General features: G+C 63.4%; 14 protein-coding genes. 9 read left to right on the top strand and 5 right to left on the bottom strand.

From position 1 onward, the window contains the following. Positions 1-60: 60 nt before the first annotated feature. Positions 61-798, top strand: coding sequence for a Crp/Fnr family transcriptional regulator (locus tag QYC26_RS13965; protein ID WP_317512831.1), 738 nt, complete (start codon positions 61-63; stop codon positions 796-798). Here the strand turns inward: QYC26_RS13965 and QYC26_RS13960 are convergent. From QYC26_RS13960 to QYC26_RS13950, 3 genes are all read right to left on the bottom strand, one after another. Beyond that, positions 750-2,252, bottom strand: a complete 1,503-nt coding sequence (locus QYC26_RS13960) for a globin-coupled sensor protein (protein ID WP_317512830.1) — start codon at positions 2,250-2,252, stop codon at positions 750-752. The two genes, QYC26_RS13965 and QYC26_RS13960, sit on opposite strands and share 49 nt — an antisense overlap. Before the next feature lie 46 nt (positions 2,253-2,298). Next, positions 2,299-4,470, bottom strand: coding sequence for an EAL domain-containing protein (locus QYC26_RS13955; protein ID WP_317512829.1), 2,172 nt, complete (start codon positions 4,468-4,470; stop codon positions 2,299-2,301). Between the two features lie 307 nt (positions 4,471-4,777). Then, positions 4,778-6,112, bottom strand: coding sequence for an MFS transporter (locus QYC26_RS13950; protein ID WP_317512828.1), 1,335 nt, complete (start codon positions 6,110-6,112; stop codon positions 4,778-4,780). A 188-nt stretch (positions 6,113-6,300) separates the two neighbouring features. Here QYC26_RS13950 and cyoA point away from each other — a divergent pair, with 188 nt between their 5' ends. From cyoA to QYC26_RS13915, 7 genes are read left to right on the top strand one after another with little or no spacing between them, the layout of a single operon-like run. Next, on the top strand, positions 6,301-7,413 hold the full coding sequence (gene cyoA / locus QYC26_RS13945; protein WP_317512827.1) for a ubiquinol oxidase subunit II: 1,113 nt from the start codon (positions 6,301-6,303) through the stop codon (positions 7,411-7,413). Positions 7,414-7,442: 29 nt separating this feature from the next. Next, positions 7,443-9,419 (top strand): cytochrome o ubiquinol oxidase subunit I, encoded by a 1,977-nt coding sequence (gene cyoB / locus QYC26_RS13940; RefSeq protein ID WP_317515076.1) that lies wholly within the window; start codon positions 7,443-7,445, stop codon positions 9,417-9,419. A gap of 4 nt (positions 9,420-9,423) precedes the next feature. After that, entirely contained in the window at positions 9,424-10,053 is a 630-nt protein-coding gene (gene cyoC, locus QYC26_RS13935) for a cytochrome o ubiquinol oxidase subunit III (RefSeq protein WP_317512826.1), read from the top strand. Then, positions 10,050-10,442, top strand: a complete 393-nt coding sequence (gene cyoD / locus QYC26_RS13930; protein WP_317512825.1) for a cytochrome o ubiquinol oxidase subunit IV — start codon at positions 10,050-10,052, stop codon at positions 10,440-10,442. The genes cyoC and cyoD overlap by 4 nt, the downstream gene beginning before the upstream one ends. Continuing rightward, positions 10,442-11,200, top strand: coding sequence for an SURF1 family protein (locus QYC26_RS13925; protein ID WP_317515075.1), 759 nt, complete (start codon positions 10,442-10,444; stop codon positions 11,198-11,200). The genes cyoD and QYC26_RS13925 overlap by 1 nt, the downstream gene beginning before the upstream one ends. Next, complete coding sequence (locus QYC26_RS13920) at positions 11,197-12,495, top strand: ATP-binding protein (protein ID WP_317512824.1); 1,299 nt, start codon at positions 11,197-11,199, stop codon at positions 12,493-12,495. The genes QYC26_RS13925 and QYC26_RS13920 overlap by 4 nt, the downstream gene beginning before the upstream one ends. Further along, entirely contained in the window at positions 12,492-13,028 is a 537-nt protein-coding gene (locus tag QYC26_RS13915; RefSeq protein ID WP_317512823.1) for a response regulator transcription factor, read from the top strand. The genes QYC26_RS13920 and QYC26_RS13915 overlap by 4 nt, the downstream gene beginning before the upstream one ends. Before the next feature lie 48 nt (positions 13,029-13,076). On the opposite strand, the gene QYC26_RS13910 is transcribed toward QYC26_RS13915, so the two are convergent. Together QYC26_RS13910 and wecB are read right to left on the bottom strand one after the other, a co-directional pair. Next, positions 13,077-15,032, bottom strand: coding sequence for a pyrroloquinoline quinone-dependent dehydrogenase (locus tag QYC26_RS13910; RefSeq protein ID WP_317512822.1), 1,956 nt, complete (start codon positions 15,030-15,032; stop codon positions 13,077-13,079). 67 nt (positions 15,033-15,099) lie between these two features. Further along, positions 15,100-16,341 carry a non-hydrolyzing UDP-N-acetylglucosamine 2-epimerase gene (gene wecB / locus QYC26_RS13905; RefSeq protein WP_317512821.1) on the bottom strand — a complete coding sequence of 414 codons (1,242 nt, stop codon included), beginning with the start codon at positions 16,339-16,341 and terminating at the stop codon, positions 15,100-15,102. Positions 16,342-16,708: 367 nt separating this feature from the next. Between wecB and QYC26_RS13900 the strand changes: the two genes are divergently transcribed. After that, positions 16,709-18,094, top strand: coding sequence for a GGDEF domain-containing protein (locus QYC26_RS13900; protein ID WP_317512820.1), 1,386 nt, complete (start codon positions 16,709-16,711; stop codon positions 18,092-18,094). The last annotated feature ends 33 nt before the right edge of the window (positions 18,095-18,127 follow it).

The following is an 18,127-nucleotide window of genomic DNA, read 5'->3' as shown; positions in this document are numbered from 1 at the left end:
CGATGCCAGCTGGTTCCGGCATCGTGATATATAAAGAATGTAAAAAGACGACGAGGCTCCGTGGATTCGCTCCTCCTTTCCCTTTCGATAGACGCCATTCCCAATCGGATCCTCGCCTTTGCGCGCCCCCGGGCCAGAGATTTCCTGTGGCCGCGCCTCGATACGCGCAAGATCGTGGCGGGGGAGCTGATCCACGAAGCCGGCGCGCCGTTTACCCATGTCATCTTTCCGCATGACGGCGTGATCTCGCTGATGTCCGAAACGATCGACGAACGCTCGGTGGAGGAAGCGTCCATCGGCCGCGAGGGTTTTGTCGGCTTTCCGCTCATCATGGGCGGCAGCAACGCGATCGGGCGAACGGTCGTGCAGATTTCGGGCTATGCGTCGTGGCTGTCGATCGCCGACCTCAATGAGGGGTTTGAACGCTTCGAATGCCTGCGCAAGATCATGCTCAGCTATTCGCAATCGCTGATCGTCCAGCTGATGCATTCGGTGGCGTGTTCCAGCCTGCACGGGGCCGAACAGCGGGTCGCGCGCTGGCTGTTGCACGCGCGCGACCGGATGTCGGGCGATCATTTCCACCTGACGCAGGAAGCGCTGGCCGATACGCTGGGCCTGCGCCGCGCGACGGTGAGCGAGGCCTGTTCGGCGCTGTCGCGCGCAAACACCATCCATTATTCGCGCGGATCGCTGGAAATTGTCGACCGGGCAGCGCTGCAGGACCATGCCTGCAGCTGCTACCGCGCGGTTCACGATGCGTCGTTCCTCGCCAGAAGCGGTGACGCCGCGATCTTCTGAACCGGGTTGAGGGCGTTCGGGGCAAAGGCCTCGTGCGCGCGGTCGCGCAGGATCGCGTCGCCGAACTCGAACTGTTCGACAAGCGCCGACAGTTGATGCGCCTCGTCGGCCAGCCCGCGGGTGAGCGCGCTGGCCTGTTCGGCCATGGCCGCGTTCTGCTGCGTAAGCGTATCGAGCCCCGCGACCGCGATGTTCACCTGCTGGATGCTGCCCGCCTGTTCCTCGGAATTATGCGCCACCTGGCCGACCAGTGTCGACACGTCCCCCACGCGTTCCATGATCCGGTCAAGCGCCTCGCCCGCCTGCGCCACCAGTCGCGAACCTGCTGCGATGTGGCGCCCGCTTTCGGAAATCAGCAGCTTGATCCGCTTGGCGGCGTCGTCCGACCGCGTCGCCAGCCCGCGCACCTGATCGGCGACGACGGCAAAGCCCTTGCCATGTTCATCGCCGTGCGCCGCCTCGATACTGGCGTTGAAGGAAAGCAGGTTGGTCTGGAAGGCGATGCTTTCGATGGCGCCGACGATTTCCACCATGCGCGCGGCAGATTCGTCGAGCGCGGCCATTGCGGTCACCGCCTCGCGCACGATGCAGCCGCCCTGCAGTGCATCCGAGCGCGCCTCGTCGACCGCGCGGCTGGCGCGCACGACATCGTCCGCCGTCTGGCGCACCGACTGGGTAACCTCGCGGATCGCAGCCGCAGTTTCCTCGATCGAGGCGGCCTGATGCTCGGTGCGCAAGGACAAATTGGCCGAGGCGCCGCTCATCTCGCGCCCGGCGGCGTCGATCCGGTCGGTCGCCTGCGCCACCGACTGGAGCGTTGCGCGCAGTGCATCGGTCATCGTCTCGAAATCATGCTGGAGATGCGCATAATCTTCGGGCAGGCGCGGGACATCGACCGAAAAATCACCGCGTGACAGGCTGTTGAGCGTGTGCCCCAGCTGGGTGATGACATCCTTTTGCGCGTCGGCGCGTGCCTGGAAGATCGCGGTGACGGCGATGTCCATGTCCATCAGCGATGCCTTGACCAAGGTCGCGATGGTGCGTGAGAGCTTGCGCGCGCCGGGCATCCGCCCGACCGCCGAGCCCGCAACGACCGCTTCGATCAGATCCCCCAGAATCTGGGCATAGGCGCCGAAATACAGGCTGGCATCGAGCCCGATCCGGCTGTGTACACGCCCGATCGTCTCTGCGCTGGCGAGATAGTCCTCGCCGATTTCCTGCGAGAAAAGGCCGAGCCAATGGGCCAGTTGCTTCTGGCGCGCATGGGCCATGATCTCGGGCGAGGTGAAGAACGCCGCGGCCTCGGGCGTCTCGGCGACCTTGGCGTAAAAACGGTCGAGCGCAGCGGGCGCATGCCGCTTCACCGCCTGCAGGATCGCCGGAAAATCTTCGCCGTGCTGCTGCAGCGCAAAGAAATCCAATCTACGGTCCAGATCAAATACAAATTTACTCATCGTCACTTCCCCCAAAAATGTCCGATCGATGCTGCTGGTTCAAAATCTAGCCAGCCGCGTCCCCACCGATATTGGCCGTCGCGAACCCCGTCAGTTCCGCCCCGCGCAGGGGCCGCCCGAGCAGATAGCCCTGCCCCAAATCGCAGCCATGCTGCTTCAGAATGTCGAACTGCGCGCGCGTCTCGATCCCCTCCGCCACCACATCCATCCCCAGATTATGCGCGAGATTGACGATCGCGATCGGGATGGCGGCGTTCATCGGATTGGCGGTCAGGTTGCGGACGAAGCTCTGGTCGATCTTCAACCGGCTGACCGGAAATTGCTGGAGATGCGAGAGCGAGGCATAGCCCGTGCCGAAATCGTCAAGCGTGATCTTGAACCCCTGCCCGTGCAGATCGGTCAGCGTCTGCCGGATGCGGCCGGTGGCGCTGTCGAACAGCACCTTTTCGGTCACCTCGATATCAAGATCCGACGGGGTGAGCCCCTGGCGTGCAAGCTTTTCCGACAGGCGTTCGACAAAGCCCTCTGCCTTGAGTTGCGCGGCCGCGAAATTGACCGAGAGCCAGCGCCCCGCCAGCCCCTTGGCGCGCAGTTCCATCAGCCGCGCCATCGCGCGGTCGAGCACCATATCGCCGAGCAGCCCGACCAGTCCGCTTTCCTCGCTGACGGGGATGAATTCGGCGGGTGAAATATCGCGCCCCTTGTGCGTCCAGCGGGCGAGCGCCTCGAACCCGACAATGTCGCCGCTCGCCATGCTGACCTGGGGCTGGAGCGCGACGTCGATCTGCCCATCGTCCAACGCCTTGCGCAGCGCATCGGCCATGTCGTCGCGGCGGATGAGGCGTGCGCGCAGCGCGGGCCGGAAGAAACTGTGCGTGTTGCGGCCATGCGCCTTGGCGTCATAAAGCGCCATATCGGCATTTTTGAGCAGCGCCTTGGGGCTGCGCCCATCGCGCGGGAAGGTCGCGATCCCGATGCTGCAACTGATCGAGACCTCGCGGCGACCAAGCTTGACCGGCGTTTGAAACCCCGCCTGGATGCGTTCGACCGCCGCCAGCATTTCGGCACGGGTCGATAGCCCGCCAAGGATGACCGCGAACTCATCGCCCCCCAGCCGCGCGACGACATCCTGCCCCCGGACCGCGCGTTCAAGCCGCTGGCCGATCTCGATCAACAGATCATCGCCCGCGTCATGGCCGAGCCGGTCATTGACCGTCTTGAACTGATCAAGATCGATGAGCAGCAGCGCGCCCCGCGGCTTGACGCGTTCGGTGCCCGCGAGCACGCGCAGCAGCGCATTCTGGAAGGTCGCGCGGTTGGCGAGCCCGGTCAGGCTATCGCGTTCGGCCTGATGCTTGATCAGCAACTCGGCATTCTTGATGCCGCTGACATCGGTGCAGATGGTGATGAGGCGCCCGGCCTGCGAATGGCGTTCCTGCAACTGGAGCCAGCGGCCATCGCGCAACTGGCGGATATTGGCCCTGGCTGCATCGCCCTTGCGGCGGCGTGGGCGATCCCATGCGGGCAGGCGCGGCTGGGGGCGGAACTGGCCGTGCTGGGCGGCATATTGCTCGATGCTGTCGCGGCTTGCCCCCTCGGTGATCGCGGGGGCCGCCTCGGCATAGAATTCGCGAAAAGCGCGGTTGCTGAGCAGCAGCTTGTCGTCGGAATCATAGGCGGCGATGCCGTCGGGGATCGTCTCGACGATTTCGCGGAGCATCGCCTCGGCACGGCCGCGGCGATTGACTTCGATCATCAGCGCGGATTCGGCAAGCTTGCGCTTGGTGATGTCGAACCGGATGGAAATAAAACCATCTATCCGCCCCGATGCGGTAAGTATCGGCGCGATCGTGGTATCGACCCAATAATATTCGCCATTCTTGGCAAGATTGCAGATTTCGCCGCGCCAGCGCTGGCCGCTGGTGATCGTCTTCCACATCGCGGCGAAGAAATCGCGGGGGTGATAGCCCGAATTGATCAGGCTGTGTTTCTGCCCGATTAGTTCGGATCGTTCATATTGGCTGATCTTGCAGAACTGGTCGTTTACGTGGCTGATCCGGCCATTCCTGTCGCAGATCGCGACGATTGCCAGTTCCTCGAGTGCGGCCTTATAGGCCGTCAGCTCGCCAGCCTGATCGGCCGCATAATCGTCATCATTGACGACTATAGGGCTGGTAATCCTGTCTTTTTCCCCATCGACAAGGCCACAGGTTTTCATACGTCCCCGACTTTGTACTTATTATGTATATACGTACGATACCGTACATATAACTTTATATGTATTCTTTCGGGATACGAGACAAGGCACGCTCAAAAAAAAGCGAGAAGAGGGTTCCGAAAGTTGCCCAACATGGCCTGCAGGAAGCAAACTCCCGGGCCGAAGGCTTGGCATCGACGCCAATGGGGCGGCCTGGCGTCACAGGCAGCCGTGGCGAGCGCCCCCCCCCTGGAGGTTCGGCGGCGCGTGACAGCAACATGCCCGCCGCCGGGAGGCGACGGGCATGCACAAAGACAGCCAGGGACAATCAGGTCATGCGCTGGGCAAGACCCTTGTTGACCCAGAGCGCGATCAGCGTGGCGATCGCGCCCGAGAGCAGATAGGCCCCCGCCGAAACCAGCCCGAACTGGGTGGAAAGCAGGAGCGCCACCAGCGGCGCGAAGCCCGCCCCGAATAGCCAGGCAAGATCGGAGGTGAGCGCCGCCCCGGTATAGCGGTAGGTGGTCGAGAAATTCGACGCGACCGCGCCCGAGGATTGGCCAAAGGCAAGCCCCAGCAGCGTGAAGCCGAGGATCATGAACAGCGCCTCGCCCACATAGCCGCCGTCAAGCAGCTGCGGCGCGAACCCGCTGAACACCGCGATGCCGGCCGCCGAAAAGGCGAGCAGCGTGCGGCGGCCAAGGCGATCCGCGAGCTGGCCCGAGGCCGCGATGGCGAGGATGCCGAAGCACGCGCCGACCATCTCGATCAGCAGGAAACGCGCGGGATTTTCCGGGGTGAAGAGATAGACCCAGGACAGCGGGAACACCGTGACCATGTGGAACAGCGCAAAGCTGGCCAGCGGCGCAAAGGCGCCGAGCACGACGTTCTGCCCCTCGTTCTTCAGCGTTTCGCCGATGCGCGTGGGCTGGAGATCGCGGCTGTCGAACAGCGTTTCGAATTCCTTGGTGACGACGATACGCAGCCGCGCGAAGAGCGCGACGACGTTGATCGCAAAGGCCACGAAGAACGGGTAGCGCCAGCCCCAGCTGAGGAAATCCTCGGTCGAGAGCGCGGCGACGAAATAGGCGAAGAGCCCCGAGGCGACGAGCAGGCCGAGCGGCGCGCCCAATTGCGGGATCATCGCATACCAGCCACGGCGGTTTTCGGGCGCGTTGAGCGCGAGCAGCGAGGCGAGCCCGTCCCATGCCCCGCCAAGCGCCAGCCCCTGCCCCGCGCGCAGCAGGATGAGCATCACCGCCGAGGCATGGCCAACGGTTTCATACCCGGGCAGAAACGCGATCGCCGCGGTCGATCCGCCGAGCAGGAACATCGCGATGGTGAGCTTGGTGCCGCGGCCATAATTCCGGTCGACCGCCATGAAGATGAACGATCCGAGCGGCCGCGTGATGAAGGCAACGGCGAAAATTGCGAAGGAATAGAGCGTGCCCGTCAGGGCATCGACATAGGGAAAGACAAGGCTCGGAAAGACGAGCACCGACGCAATGGCATAAACGAAGAAATCGAAAAATTCCGACGTCCGGCCGATTATGACGCCGACGGAAATATCACCGGGCGAGATCGGGTTGTGATCTCGCGTATTGATCTTGCGCGCGTCCCCTTCCATCTGCGTGGAAGTGAAGGCATTGGCCTGCGCATTCATAGGCTCCACTCCTTAGTACGAGCCGCCGAAGCGATATCTTTATCTGCAGGCGGCCAGACTCGGGCATCATAACCCAAAATGCGCAGAATCTAAGCAGTATCCCACGCCTCTAGCATTTTTTGCAGGTGCAGCAAGTTGGACAAAGTGTCCAATGGCAACTTGCTTGCCAGCGTCCTAGGGCGCGCGTCATGGCTAAGTGTATCACCCCCTTGCAGACGCGGATTTTCCGTTGGTCTGCACCGGCCCTGTTGCTGCCGCTCGCTGGCTGCGATTGGGTCGTGATGAACCCGTCGGGCGATATTGCGGTGCAGCAACGCGATCTGATTTTGATCTCGACCGCGTTGATGCTGCTCGTCATCGTCCCTGTCATGGTGCTGACCGTCCTGTTCGCCTGGCGTTATCGCGCGGCGAACAAGGCGGCCGAAAAGGACTATGATCCCGATTGGGATCATTCGACCAAGCTTGAGCTGGTCATCTGGTCCGTACCGCTCCTCATCATCATCGTCCTCGGCGCGCTTACCTGGGTGAGCACGCACCGACTGGACCCCTACCGCCCGCTCGATCGCATCGACGCGCAGACCAAGGTCGATCCCAACACCAAGCCCTTCCGGGTCGAGGTGGTCGCCATGGACTGGAAATGGCTGTTCATCTATCCCGATCTGGGCATCGCGACGGTCAATGAACTGGCCGCGCCGGTGAACACCCCCATCGAATTCAAGCTGACCGCATCGACGGTCATGAACTCGTTCTACGTGCCCGCGCTTGCAGGCCAGATCTATGCCATGCCCGGCATGCAGACCAAGCTGCACGCAGTGGCGAACAAAACCGGCGATTTCGCTGGCTTCTCGGCCAACTATAGCGGCGCTGGCTTCTCTCACATGCGCTTCCGCTTCCACTCGCTCGACGCCGCCGGCTTCGACAAGTGGGTGAGCGACGTGAAAACTGGCAAGTCCGCGCTCGATCGCCCGACCTATGTCGTGCTGGAAAAGCCGAGCGAGAAGGTGCCCGTACAGCGTTACGCGAATGTGGACCCCACCCTGTTCGACGCCATCGTCAACCTGTGCGCCCGCCCCGGCCAGCGCTGCATGAAGGACGTCATGCACGTCGACGCCATGGGCGGCGGCGGCAAGGACGCCATCCATGACATTGACGGCCTGAGCTACGACACGCCGGCGGGTCACAAGCTGGACCATGCCGAGCACGGCGCAGCCCCGGAAAAGGCACAGGGTGATCAGGCCGCCGCTCCGGCACCTGACCACAGCTCTCACGCGGGCGCGCATGCGCCGGCGCAGCATCGGTAAGAGATATGTCTGACCTATCCACAACACAGATGATCTTTGGTCGTCTGTCGTGGGACGCGCTCCCACTTCACGAACCCATCGTCGTCGCGACATTCTGCGCGGTGGTGCTGGGCGGCCTCGCGCTCGTCGCGACGCTGACCAAGTTCCGGCTCTGGGGCTATCTCTGGAAAGAGTGGTTCACGAGCGTCGATCACAAGAAGATCGGCATCATGTACATGGTGCTGGGGCTTGTGATGTTCCTGCGCGGCTTTGCCGACGCAATCATGATGCGCCTCCAGCAGGCGATGGCCTTTGGCGGTTCGGAAGGCTATCTGAACGCCCATCACTACGACCAGATCTTCACCGCCCACGGCGTGATCATGATCTTCTTCGTGGCGATGCCGTTCATTACCGGCCTGATGAACTATGTCGTCCCGCTCCAGATCGGCGCGCGCGACGTTTCGTTCCCGTTCCTCAACAACTTCAGCTTCTGGATGACGGCCGCCGGCGCAGTGCTGGTGATGGTCTCGCTGTTCGTGGGCGAATTCGCCCAGACCGGCTGGCTTGCCTATCCGCCGCTGTCGGGGATCGATTACAGCCCGGCCACCGGTGTGGACTATTATATCTGGGCGCTACAGATAGCCGGCGTCGGCACGACATTGTCGGGCATCAACCTGATCGCAACCATCGTCAAGATGCGCGCGCCGGGCATGTCCTTCATGAAGATGCCCGTTTTCACCTGGACGTCGCTGTGCGCGAACATCCTGATCGTCGCCTCCTTCCCCATCCTCACCGCCACGCTGGCCCTGCTGTCGCTTGACCGCTATGTCGGCACCAACTTCTTCACCAACGACTTTGGCGGCAACGCCATGATGTACGTCAACCTGATCTGGATCTGGGGTCACCCCGAGGTGTACATCCTGATCCTGCCGCTGTTTGGCGTCTTCTCCGAAGTCGCGTCCACCTTCTCGGGCAAGCGCCTGTTCGGCTACACCTCGATGGTCTACGCGACCGTCTGCATCATGGTGCTGTCGTACCTCGTCTGGCTCCACCACTTCTTCACCATGGGCTCTGGCGCCAGCGTCAACAGCTTCTTCGGCATCACGACGATGATCATCTCGATCCCGACGGGTGCGAAACTGTTCAACTGGCTCTTCACCATGTACCGCGGCCGTGTCCGCTTCGACCTGCCCATGATGTGGACGGTGGCATTCATGCTCACCTTCGTCGTCGGCGGCATGACCGGCGTTCTGCTCGCGGTTCCGCCGGCGGACTTCGTCCTCCACAACTCGCTGTTCCTGATCGCGCACTTCCACAACGTGATCATCGGCGGCGTGCTCTTCGGCCTCTTCGCCGCAATCAACTATTGGTGGCCCAAGGCGTTCGGCTTCAAGCTCGACGTGTTCTGGGGCAAGGTGTCGTTCTGGTGCTGGGTTGTCGGCTTCTGGATGGCGTTCATGCCGCTCTACATCCTCGGCCTGATGGGCGTGACGCGCCGTATGCGCGTGTTCGACGATCCGTCGCTCCAGATCTGGTTCGTCGTTGCAGCGGTTGGCGCGGCGATCATCGCCGTCGGCATCGCGGCAATGCTCGTCCAGTTCGTCGTCAGCTATCTGAAGCGCGACGAGCTGCGTGACGAGACCGGCGATCCCTGGAACGGCCGCACGCTCGAATGGGCAACCTCGTCGCCGCCGCCTGATTACAACTTCGCCTTCACGCCGGTGGTGTACGACAACGACGCCTATGCCGACATGAAGAAGAACGGTTACAAGCGGCCCACCAGCGGCTTCAAGGCGATCCACATGCCCAGCAACACGGGCGCGGGGATCATCCTGGCCGGTCTGTCGACGGTCTGCGGCTTTGCCCTGATCTGGTACATCTGGTGGCTTGCAGCGCTCAGCTTCGCTGGCGTGATCGCCGTCGCGATCGCCCATACCTTCAACTACAAGCGCGATTTCTACATTCCTGTCGAGGATGTGACGCGCGCAGAGGACGAGCGGACCAAGCTGCTCGCAGCGAAGGGCTGACCCCATGAGCAGTGCAACCATGACCGCGCCGGCGGGATCGCCGGTCTACCACCTCGAAGAGGAACCGCACCTTCCCGAGGGCCACAGCACCATGCTGGGCTTCTGGATGTACCTGATGAGCGACTGTCTCATCTTCGCGATCCTCTTCGCCACCTATGCGGTGCTCGGCGGCAATTATGCCGGCGGGCCCGCCCCGAAGGACCTGTTCGACCTCAACCTCATCGCGCTCAACACCGCGATGCTGCTCTTCTCGTCGATCACCTATGGCTTTGCCATGCTGGCGATGGAGAAGAACAAGGTCGGCGCGACGCAGGGCTGGCTGGCCATTACCGGCCTGTTCGGCCTCGCGTTCCTCGCCATCGAACTCTACGAGTTCGCGCACCTGATCCATATCGGCGCGACCCCGCAGCGTTCGGCGTTCCTGTCGTCCTTCTTCACGCTGGTCGCCACGCACGGCCTGCACGTCACCTTCGGCACCATCTGGCTGGTGACGCTGATGGTGCAGGTGTCGCGCCGCGGCCTGATCCAGGCCAATAAGCGTCGCCTGATGTGCCTCAGCCTGTTCTGGCACTTCCTCGACGTCATCTGGATCGGCGTCTTCACCTTTGTCTATCTGATGGGGATGCTGCGATGAGCAATGCCACCCACACCGACCATCACGGTCATGGTCATGACGACCATCATCACGACGATGGCCATTCCCATGGCACCATGGGCAGCTACATGATCGGGTTCGGGCTGTCGGTTATCCTGACAGCCATCCCCTTCTGGCTGGTGATGACGGGCACGCTGGGCGACAACCAGCTGACCGGTTTCATCATCATGGGCCTGGCCGCGGTTCAGATGATCGTCCACATGGTCTACTTCCTGCACATGAACGGTCGTTCGGAAGGCGGCTGGACGATGATGGCTCTGATCTTTACGATCGTGATCGTGGTTATCGCGCTCGCCGGATCGCTTTGGGTCATGTACCATCTGAACACGAACATGATGCCCATGCACGACATGAGCCAAATGCCGTGATGCGCGGCGCGGAGACGGGCGATCCTGCGCGCTCTCCGCGCTCGCCACTTGCACTGGCGCTGCTCGGCCATCTGGCCCTCGGCGCCTTTGCAGCCCTGATTGCGCTTGGGGTGTGGCAGCTTGAACGACGTGCCTGGAAACTGGCGCTGATCGAACAGATCGAAACCCGCGTTCATGCCCCCCCCATAGCCGCGCCCGGGCCCGCCGAATGGCCCGCCGTCAGCGCCGCGCGCGACGGATATCGCCGGGTTATCGTAACCGGCACCTTTCAACATGATCGCGAGACGCTGGTTCAGGCGGTGACGACGCGTGGCAGCGGTTTCTGGGTGATGACGCCCATGACCACCGATGCCGGCTTCACCGTGCTGATCAACCGGGGTTTCGTGCCCGCCGAGAAGCGCGCGCCTGCGTCGCGCCCGGCAGGCCAGATTTCCGGCCCGGCCAGCGTGACCGGGCTGATGCGGATGAGCGAACCCAAGGGCGGATTCCTGCGCACCAACGATGCTGCGGCCGACCGGTGGTTTTCCCGCGATGTGCCCGCCATTGCCGCCGCGCGCCAGTTGCCGCGCACGGCCCCCTATTTCATCGACGCCGATGCGACGCCCAATCCGGGTGACTACCCGATCGGCGGGCTGACCGTGCTCAGCTTTCCCAATAATCACATGAGCTATGCGCTGACCTGGTTTGCGCTGGCCGCGCTTGTCGCGGGCGCCGCGATCTTCGTCGCGCGCTATGAACGACGGCGGCGCCCGGCATGACCGACCAGCCGGCGGCGGCGCCCCCGATCGCCGATATCGGCCGGCGCAACATGCACCTGCTGATCCAGCTGCGCTGGATCGCGGTGTTCGGGCAACTGGTCACGATCGCGGTCGTCCATCTGCTGATGGGCATTCGCCTGCCGATCCCCGAACTGCTCATTGTCCCCGCGCTGCTGATCGCGCTCAACCTTGCCAGCCTGCCGGTGCTGCGCCACCGCCGCAGCGCGGTGGCCAATACCGAGCTGTTCGCAGCGCTCCTCCTCGATGTCGGCGCGTTGACGTGGCAGCTGCATCTGAGCGGCGGGATCACCAATCCGTTCGCGCTGCTATTCCTTCTCCAGGTCGTGCTGGCGGCGATGCTGCTCAAACCATGGACCGCGTGGATCGTCGTGGCGATCACGAACGTGCTGCTGATTGCGCTGGCGTTCGACTATCGCCCGCTCGAAATCCCGACGAGCTATGACAATATCGCCATCCCGATCTTCATCATGGGGCGCATCCTGTGCTTTGCGCTGATCGCGGTGCTGATGGTCCAGTTCCTCACCCGCATCACCAAGAACCTGCGCGAGAGCGACGGCGCGCTTGCCCATGTCCGCCAGCAGGCGGCCGAGGAAAACCATATCGTGCGCATGGGGCTGCTCGCGTCTGGCGCGGCGCATGAGCTGGGCACCCCCCTCGCCTCGATCTCGGTGATCCTGGGCGACTGGCAGCGTATGCCGCAGCTCGCCAAGAACAAGGAACTGGCGCAAGACATTGCTGACATGCAGGGCGAGCTGGCGCGCTGCAAGAATATCCTGAGCGGCATTTTGATGTCGGCCGGCGAGGCGCGCGGCGAGGCACCCGAGGTGACCACCATCCACCGGTTTCTGGACGACGTGGTGTGCGACTGGCGCGCGCGGCTTTCGGGCACGCTCGACTATGAAAACCGGTTCGGCGAGGATGTGAGCATCGTCTCCGACCCCGCGCTCAAACAGGTGATCGGCAATGTCATCGACAATGCGGTGGAGGCATCCCCCCACTGGATCGGGATCACCGCCCGGCGCGAGAATGACGCGCTGATGATCGAGGTGGACGACCGCGGGCCGGGCTTCACCGCCGAGACGCTTGCCGCGTTCGGCCAACCCTATAATTCGAGCAAGGGGCGCCCCGGCGGCGGGCTGGGCCTGTTCCTGCTCGTCAATGTGCTGCGCAAGCTGGGCGGCCGCGCCGAGGCGCGCAACCGCCGCGAGGGCGGCGCGAGCGTCACCATCACGCTGCCGCTGACGGCGATCGCCTATCCGGTGGAAGAAGCATGAGCGAAGACCAGAAGCTGCTGATGATCGTCGAGGACGACGAGGCCTTTGCCCGGACGCTGAAGCGATCGTTCGAACGGCGCGGCTATGCCGTGCTGCACGCCGCGAGCCATGATGAGGTGGAGGCGCTGCTCAAGACGCATCGCCCCGGCTATGCCGTGGTCGACCTGAAGCTGGGTGGCGCATCGGGGCTGGCGTGCGTGAAGACGCTGCACGCGCATGACGGCGATATGCGCATCGTCGTGCTGACCGGTTTTGCGAGCATTGCGACCGCGGTCGAGGCGATCAAGCTGGGCGCATCGCACTATCTGGCCAAGCCGTCGAACACCGACGATATCGAGCTGGCCTTTGCGCGCACGCAGGGCGACGACGAGACCCCGGTCGAAACCCGCCAGACATCGATCAAGACGCTCGAATGGGAGCATATCCACCAGGTGCTGGTCGATGCCGATTTCAACATTTCGGAAGCCGCAAGGCGGCTGGGGATGCACCGCCGCACCCTTGCCCGCAAGCTGGAGAAGCGGCAGATCCGCTGATGCGGAACGGGGAAGATGGCCTTGGCCATCCTCCCCCACTTCCCGCGCTTATTCGGGCAGTGCGAAGGCGACGAGATGATCGCCCAGCGTGGTGCCCAGATATTTGTGGCCGCCTGCGGCGATCACCACATATTGGCGCCCATTCTTGGTGAGCCGGTAGGTCATCGGCGTGGCCTGGCCGCCTGCGGGCAGGCGCCCCTTCCACAATTCCTCGCCCGTCTTCACATCGAAGGCGCGCAGGAAATTGTCGGTGGCGGCGCCGATGAAGACCAGCCCCGAGCCGGTGATGATCGAGCCGCCCAGATTGGGAACGCCCATCTTGCGCCAGATCGGGAAAGGCGCGACGTCGCGCGTGGTGCCGAGCGGCACTTCCCACAGGCGCTTGCCCTGTTTGAGATCGATGGCGAGCAGCGTGCCCCATGGCGGCTTGACGCAGGGCGCGCCGAGCGGCGAGAGCATCGGCTTCATCGTATGGGCATAGGGGGCGCCGGTGACGGGCAGCAGGAAATCGCCCTTGGCCATGCGCGCATCGGCTTCCTTGCGCGGAACCTCGGTTGCGATCGCCGGAACATGCGTCGTGTTGGCGATCAGGACACCATTTTCCTGATCGATCGAAACGCTGCCCCAGTTCGAGGTGCCCATGAAGCTGGGGTAGAAGATCGTACCCTTGGTCGACGGCGGGGTGAACACGCCCTGCCAGCGCGCGCTGCGGAACTGATCGACGCATTTGCCGCGATCCCAGGGCGTGAAGCCCCACATGTCATCCTCAGTGAGATCACGGCGGACGATGAACGCGGGGTTGGCGGGGAAAGGCTGGGTGGGCGACAGGCGTTCACCGGGCAGCGCATCCTGCGGCACGGGACGTTCCTCGACCGGAAAGACCGGCTGGCCGGTGGCGCGGTTGAGGATGAAGATATGCCCCTGTTTGGTTGCCTGGGCGAGCGCAGGGATCGTCGCGCCGTTCGGCGTCGGCAGATCGAACAGCACCGGCTGCGCGGGCACGTCATAATCCCAGACATCGTGATGGACGGTCTGGAAATGCCATTTCACCGTGCCGGTCTTGGCATCGAGCGCAACGACCGAGCTGGCATAATAATCGCGGCCGTTGCGATCGGCGGCATAATGATCGGGCGCGGCGTTGCCGGTGGGGACATAGACGAGCCCCAGCGCCGGATCGACCGAGAGCGGTGCCCAGGCATTGGGCGTGGCGCGCACATAATGTTCGCCCTTGGGCGCCAGCGCGGCATCTTCCTGCCCCGGCGGCAGCGGGTTCCACGACCAGAGCTGCTTGCCGGTGTGAACGTCATAGGCGCGCACGACGCCCGCAGGGGTATCGGTGCGCATATTGTCGGGAATACGGCCGCCAACGACGACCATGTTGCCGATGATCGCGGGGGGCGAAGTGATGCCGAAATCGCCCGCCTGCACCTTGCCGAGATCGGTGGTGAGATCGATGCTGCCCTTTTCACCGAAATCCGAGCAGAATTTACCGGTGGCGGCATCGAGCGCGATCAGGCGACCATCGAGCGTGCCCGCCAGGATGCGGCTGGGGCAGACGCCCGTGGGCGACGGGCCGGGATCGCTGAAGTGCGAAACGCCGCGGCAGTTGAGCAGATAGGTGCCGTCGGCGCTGGCCTTGGCATCATGCGCCCAGATTTCGCGCCCGGTTTCGGGATCGAGCGCAACGATCCGGTTGCGGCCCGAGCAGACATAGAGACGCCCGTCACCGGTGATCGGCGTCGCCTGGAAGGTGGGCGAGGTGTTTTCCGGCGCGTCGAGCATCCCGATCCGGTAGGTCCAGACCTTTTTGAGCGATCCGACATTTTCGGGCGTGATCTGATTGACCGGCGAATAACGGCGGCCCGACCCCTCACCGCCCCAGGCGCCCCAACCGGCGACGGGGCCGTCATTATTGATCGGCCCGGCGGGCTTGTTGCACGACGACAGGGCCAGCGCACCCAACGCACAGGCCGACCCCAGTTTTATCAACTGTGTGATCTTCAAAGAAACCTCTCCCAATATCGCACGGCCTGTAACACGCCGCAGCGACGTTTCCCCTCGTTCAATTGGACTAACTGCCCCACCCATCCGCGTGTGCCACCGCCTTTTTCTGTCGATCTGTGATCAAATCACCCCCCGATGCGCCCTGCCGCCCATCTGCGGCATGCGTTTCGGGTTGCCAGGCATTGGCGAGCACCGCGACGATGCGCGCGGCCGCCCGCCCATCACCATAGGGGTTATGCGCCCGCGCCATCGCCGCATGGGCAGCGGGATCATCGAGCAGGCGCGCTGCTTCCTTCACGATCCTGCCAACATCGGTGCCCACCAGCCGGACGGTACCGGCGGCAACCGCCTCGGGCCGCTCGGTCGTATCGCGCAGGACCAGAACCGGAATGCCGAGCGACGGCGCTTCTTCCTGTATCCCGCCGGAATCGGTGAGGATGATGTGCGCGCGGCGCATCAGATAGACGAAAGGCAGATAGTCCACCGGCGCGATCACATGGATGTTCGGCGCCCCCGCCAGCAGGCGCATCACGGGTTCACGGACGCCGGGGTTGAGATGCGCGGGATAGACGATCTGGACATCGCCCCGCGACGCCAGCCGGCGCAGCGCAAGGCAGATATTTTCGAACCCCCGGCCGAAATTCTCACGGCGATGGCCGGTGACGAGCAGGAGCTTGCGTGCCGGATCAAGAAAGGGAAAGGCCGATGCAGCCCCTGCGGCAAGGCCATGATCGCCCTCGACCCTATCGGTGATCGCGTGCAGCGCATCGATCACGGTGTTGCCTGTCACATGGATGCGCGCGGCGGGCACCGCTTCCTCCATCAAATTCTGCCGGGCGCCGCTGGTGGGCGCGAAATGCCAGGTGGCGAGCGCCGCCGAAAGGCGCCGGTTCATCTCCTCCGGCCAGGGCGAATGGATGTTGCCGGTGCGCAACCCCGCCTCGACATGGCCGACGGGTATTCTTTCATAAAAGCCCGAAAGCGCGCCCGCAAAACTGGTGGTCGTATCGCCGTGGACAAGGATCACATCCGGCCGCCAATCGCGCAATACGGCACGCATTCCCGAGAGGATGCCAGTCGTGACATCGCACAGATCCTGGCCCGGGCGCATCAGATCGAGATCGAAATCGGGGACCATCCCGAACAAGCCGAGCACCTGATCGAGCATCTGCCGGTGCTGCCCGGTCACGCAGATCCGGCTGTCGAATCGTGCATCCTCATGTTCAAGCGCGCGGACGACCGGCGCCATCTTGATGGCCTCCGGACGCGTGCCGAATATCGTGAGAACCCTTGCCCTGCGCCCCCGCATGCAGATTTTCCGGTGCCATCCCCAATGCGCGGGACGTTAGGAAAATCAAAAACATGATCAATTCGTTATGGCTTCAAAACGAAATCGTCCCAAGATAGCAGCAGGTTGACCTGTCCGAAGAAGAAGCGGCCTGACGCAAAGATGGGCCCGCCGCCCCTGTTAATACTCGTTTCACAAACTCGGGATAGACTCGGGTTCGCGAGCAAGGGCGACCCATGGCCACCCGGCCACCCTTGCTCGCAAACCTCTAAGCCGTCATGGGGAATTTCGGTCGCACCGGGGCAAACTCTGTGCGAACGATCCGCATGCGGCAGCACCGGCCGCGATTGCGGTGCACATCATAAAAGAAAAATAAAAGGGCGTAGTCTTGTCGGCGTTGGAACAGAATTCGGGTATTGAGAGCAACAGCATCGTGGCCGCCCCGATGGCGGCGGCGTTGGACGAGGCGCGCATCGGCCCGGTGCTGGCGGATATCGTGACAGACCATGCCCAGATGCTCGTCGGCCGTTTCTATGACGCCTTCCTGACCCATGACGAAGCATCGGCCTTTCTGGACCACGGCGTGGTGCACGACCGGCTGGGCCGATCGCTGTGCACATGGCTGGCCGAGCTTTTCCCGCATGACGGCATCGAGAATGCCGACAAGGTGGCCGAGCACCAGAAGAAGATCGGCGAGGTCCATGCCCGTATCCGTATCCCCATCCATCTGGTGATGGAGGGTGCCGAGCATCTGAAGGCGGGGATGACCGAGATGCTGATCGACCGCGCGTTCGATGCCGAGACGACACGCGACGCGCTGATCCTGCTCAACCAGCGGATCGACCGCGCGATGCGCATGATGGGCGCCGCCTATATGACCTGGACGACGCGCAAGGTGCGCGTGGACGAGGCGTACCGCCTGTTTTCCATCGGGCAGGACATGAACCTGGAGCGCGAGAGCCAGCGCGCCTCGCTGATGGAATGGAGCCAGGCGGTGCTGTTCGGGCTGGTTGGCGAAGGCGATGGCCGCGATGTCGTGACGCTGCAGAAATCGGGGTTCGGGCTATGGTTCCGCCACCGCGCGGGGGTGATCTTTCACGGCGCGGCCGGGCTCGACAAGATCGAGGCGCGAATGCACCAGATTGACGGCAAGATCCTGCCCGCGCTGGCCGACGCCAAGGCGCGCGGCAATGGGCTTGAGGGGCCTCTTGCCCATTTGCAGGATGCGATCGGCGATGTGAAATATCTGCTGAGCGACCTGTTCCAGAGCGTGACCGGCATGGAAGCCGGGATCGACCCGCTGACCCGCGCGCTCAACCGCCGCTTCATGCCCTCGATCCTCGGCCGCGAGATCGGGCTGGCGCGCGAGAACGACACCCAGTTTTCGCTGCTGATGCTCGACATCGATCATTTCAAGGATGTGAACGACCGTTACGGCCATGCTGCGGGCGACATGGTTCTGCGCGAAATGGCGGGCGTCATCGTCGAACATATCCGGCTGAGCGATTTCCTGTTCCGCTATGGCGGCGAGGAATTCCTGATCGCGCTGGTCGAAACCCCGCTGGACGACGCCCTGCGTATCGCCGAGCGCATCCGCACCCAGTTCGAAACCCAGCCCATCCGACTGACTGACGGCGAGCATATCCACGCGACGATTTCGGTCGGCGTGACGAGCTTCGACGGCCACCCCGATTACGACTATCTCGTCCGCAAGGCCGATCAGGCGCTCTACCGCGCCAAGGCCGCCGGGCGAAACCAGTCGGTTACCGGCTAGGCGCCCATATCGCGCGCCGTTTCGGCAGCGAAG

The organism is Sphingomonas sp. C3-2, assembly GCF_033025475.1.
Taxonomy (GTDB): domain Bacteria; phylum Pseudomonadota; class Alphaproteobacteria; order Sphingomonadales; family Sphingomonadaceae; genus Sphingobium_A.
Note: the sequence above shows the minus strand (reverse complement) of the source record. Positions and strands in the feature narration are given on the sequence as shown.

Bases quoted from the DNA above. Each gene is read 5' to 3' on its own strand.
- wecB (WP_317512821.1), bottom strand. From the start codon at position 16,341: ATGCGGGGGCGCAGGGCAAGGGTTCTCACGATATTCGGCACGCGTCCG.
- QYC26_RS13955 (WP_317512829.1), bottom strand. From the start codon at position 4,470: ATGAAAACCTGTGGCCTTGTCGATGGGGAAAAAGACAGGATTACCAGC.
- QYC26_RS13960 (WP_317512830.1), bottom strand. From the start codon at position 2,252: ATGAGTAAATTTGTATTTGATCTGGACCGTAGATTGGATTTCTTTGCG.
- cyoC (WP_317512826.1), top strand. From the start codon at position 9,424: ATGAGCAGTGCAACCATGACCGCGCCGGCGGGATCGCCGGTCTACCAC.
- QYC26_RS13915 (WP_317512823.1), top strand. From the start codon at position 12,492: ATGAGCGAAGACCAGAAGCTGCTGATGATCGTCGAGGACGACGAGGCC.
- QYC26_RS13950 (WP_317512828.1), bottom strand. From the start codon at position 6,112: ATGAATGCGCAGGCCAATGCCTTCACTTCCACGCAGATGGAAGGGGAC.
- QYC26_RS13920 (WP_317512824.1), top strand. From the start codon at position 11,197: ATGACCGACCAGCCGGCGGCGGCGCCCCCGATCGCCGATATCGGCCGG.
- cyoA (WP_317512827.1), top strand. From the start codon at position 6,301: ATGGCTAAGTGTATCACCCCCTTGCAGACGCGGATTTTCCGTTGGTCT.
- QYC26_RS13925 (WP_317515075.1), top strand. From the start codon at position 10,442: ATGCGCGGCGCGGAGACGGGCGATCCTGCGCGCTCTCCGCGCTCGCCA.
- cyoD (WP_317512825.1), top strand. From the start codon at position 10,050: ATGAGCAATGCCACCCACACCGACCATCACGGTCATGGTCATGACGAC.
- cyoB (WP_317515076.1), top strand. From the start codon at position 7,443: ATGATCTTTGGTCGTCTGTCGTGGGACGCGCTCCCACTTCACGAACCC.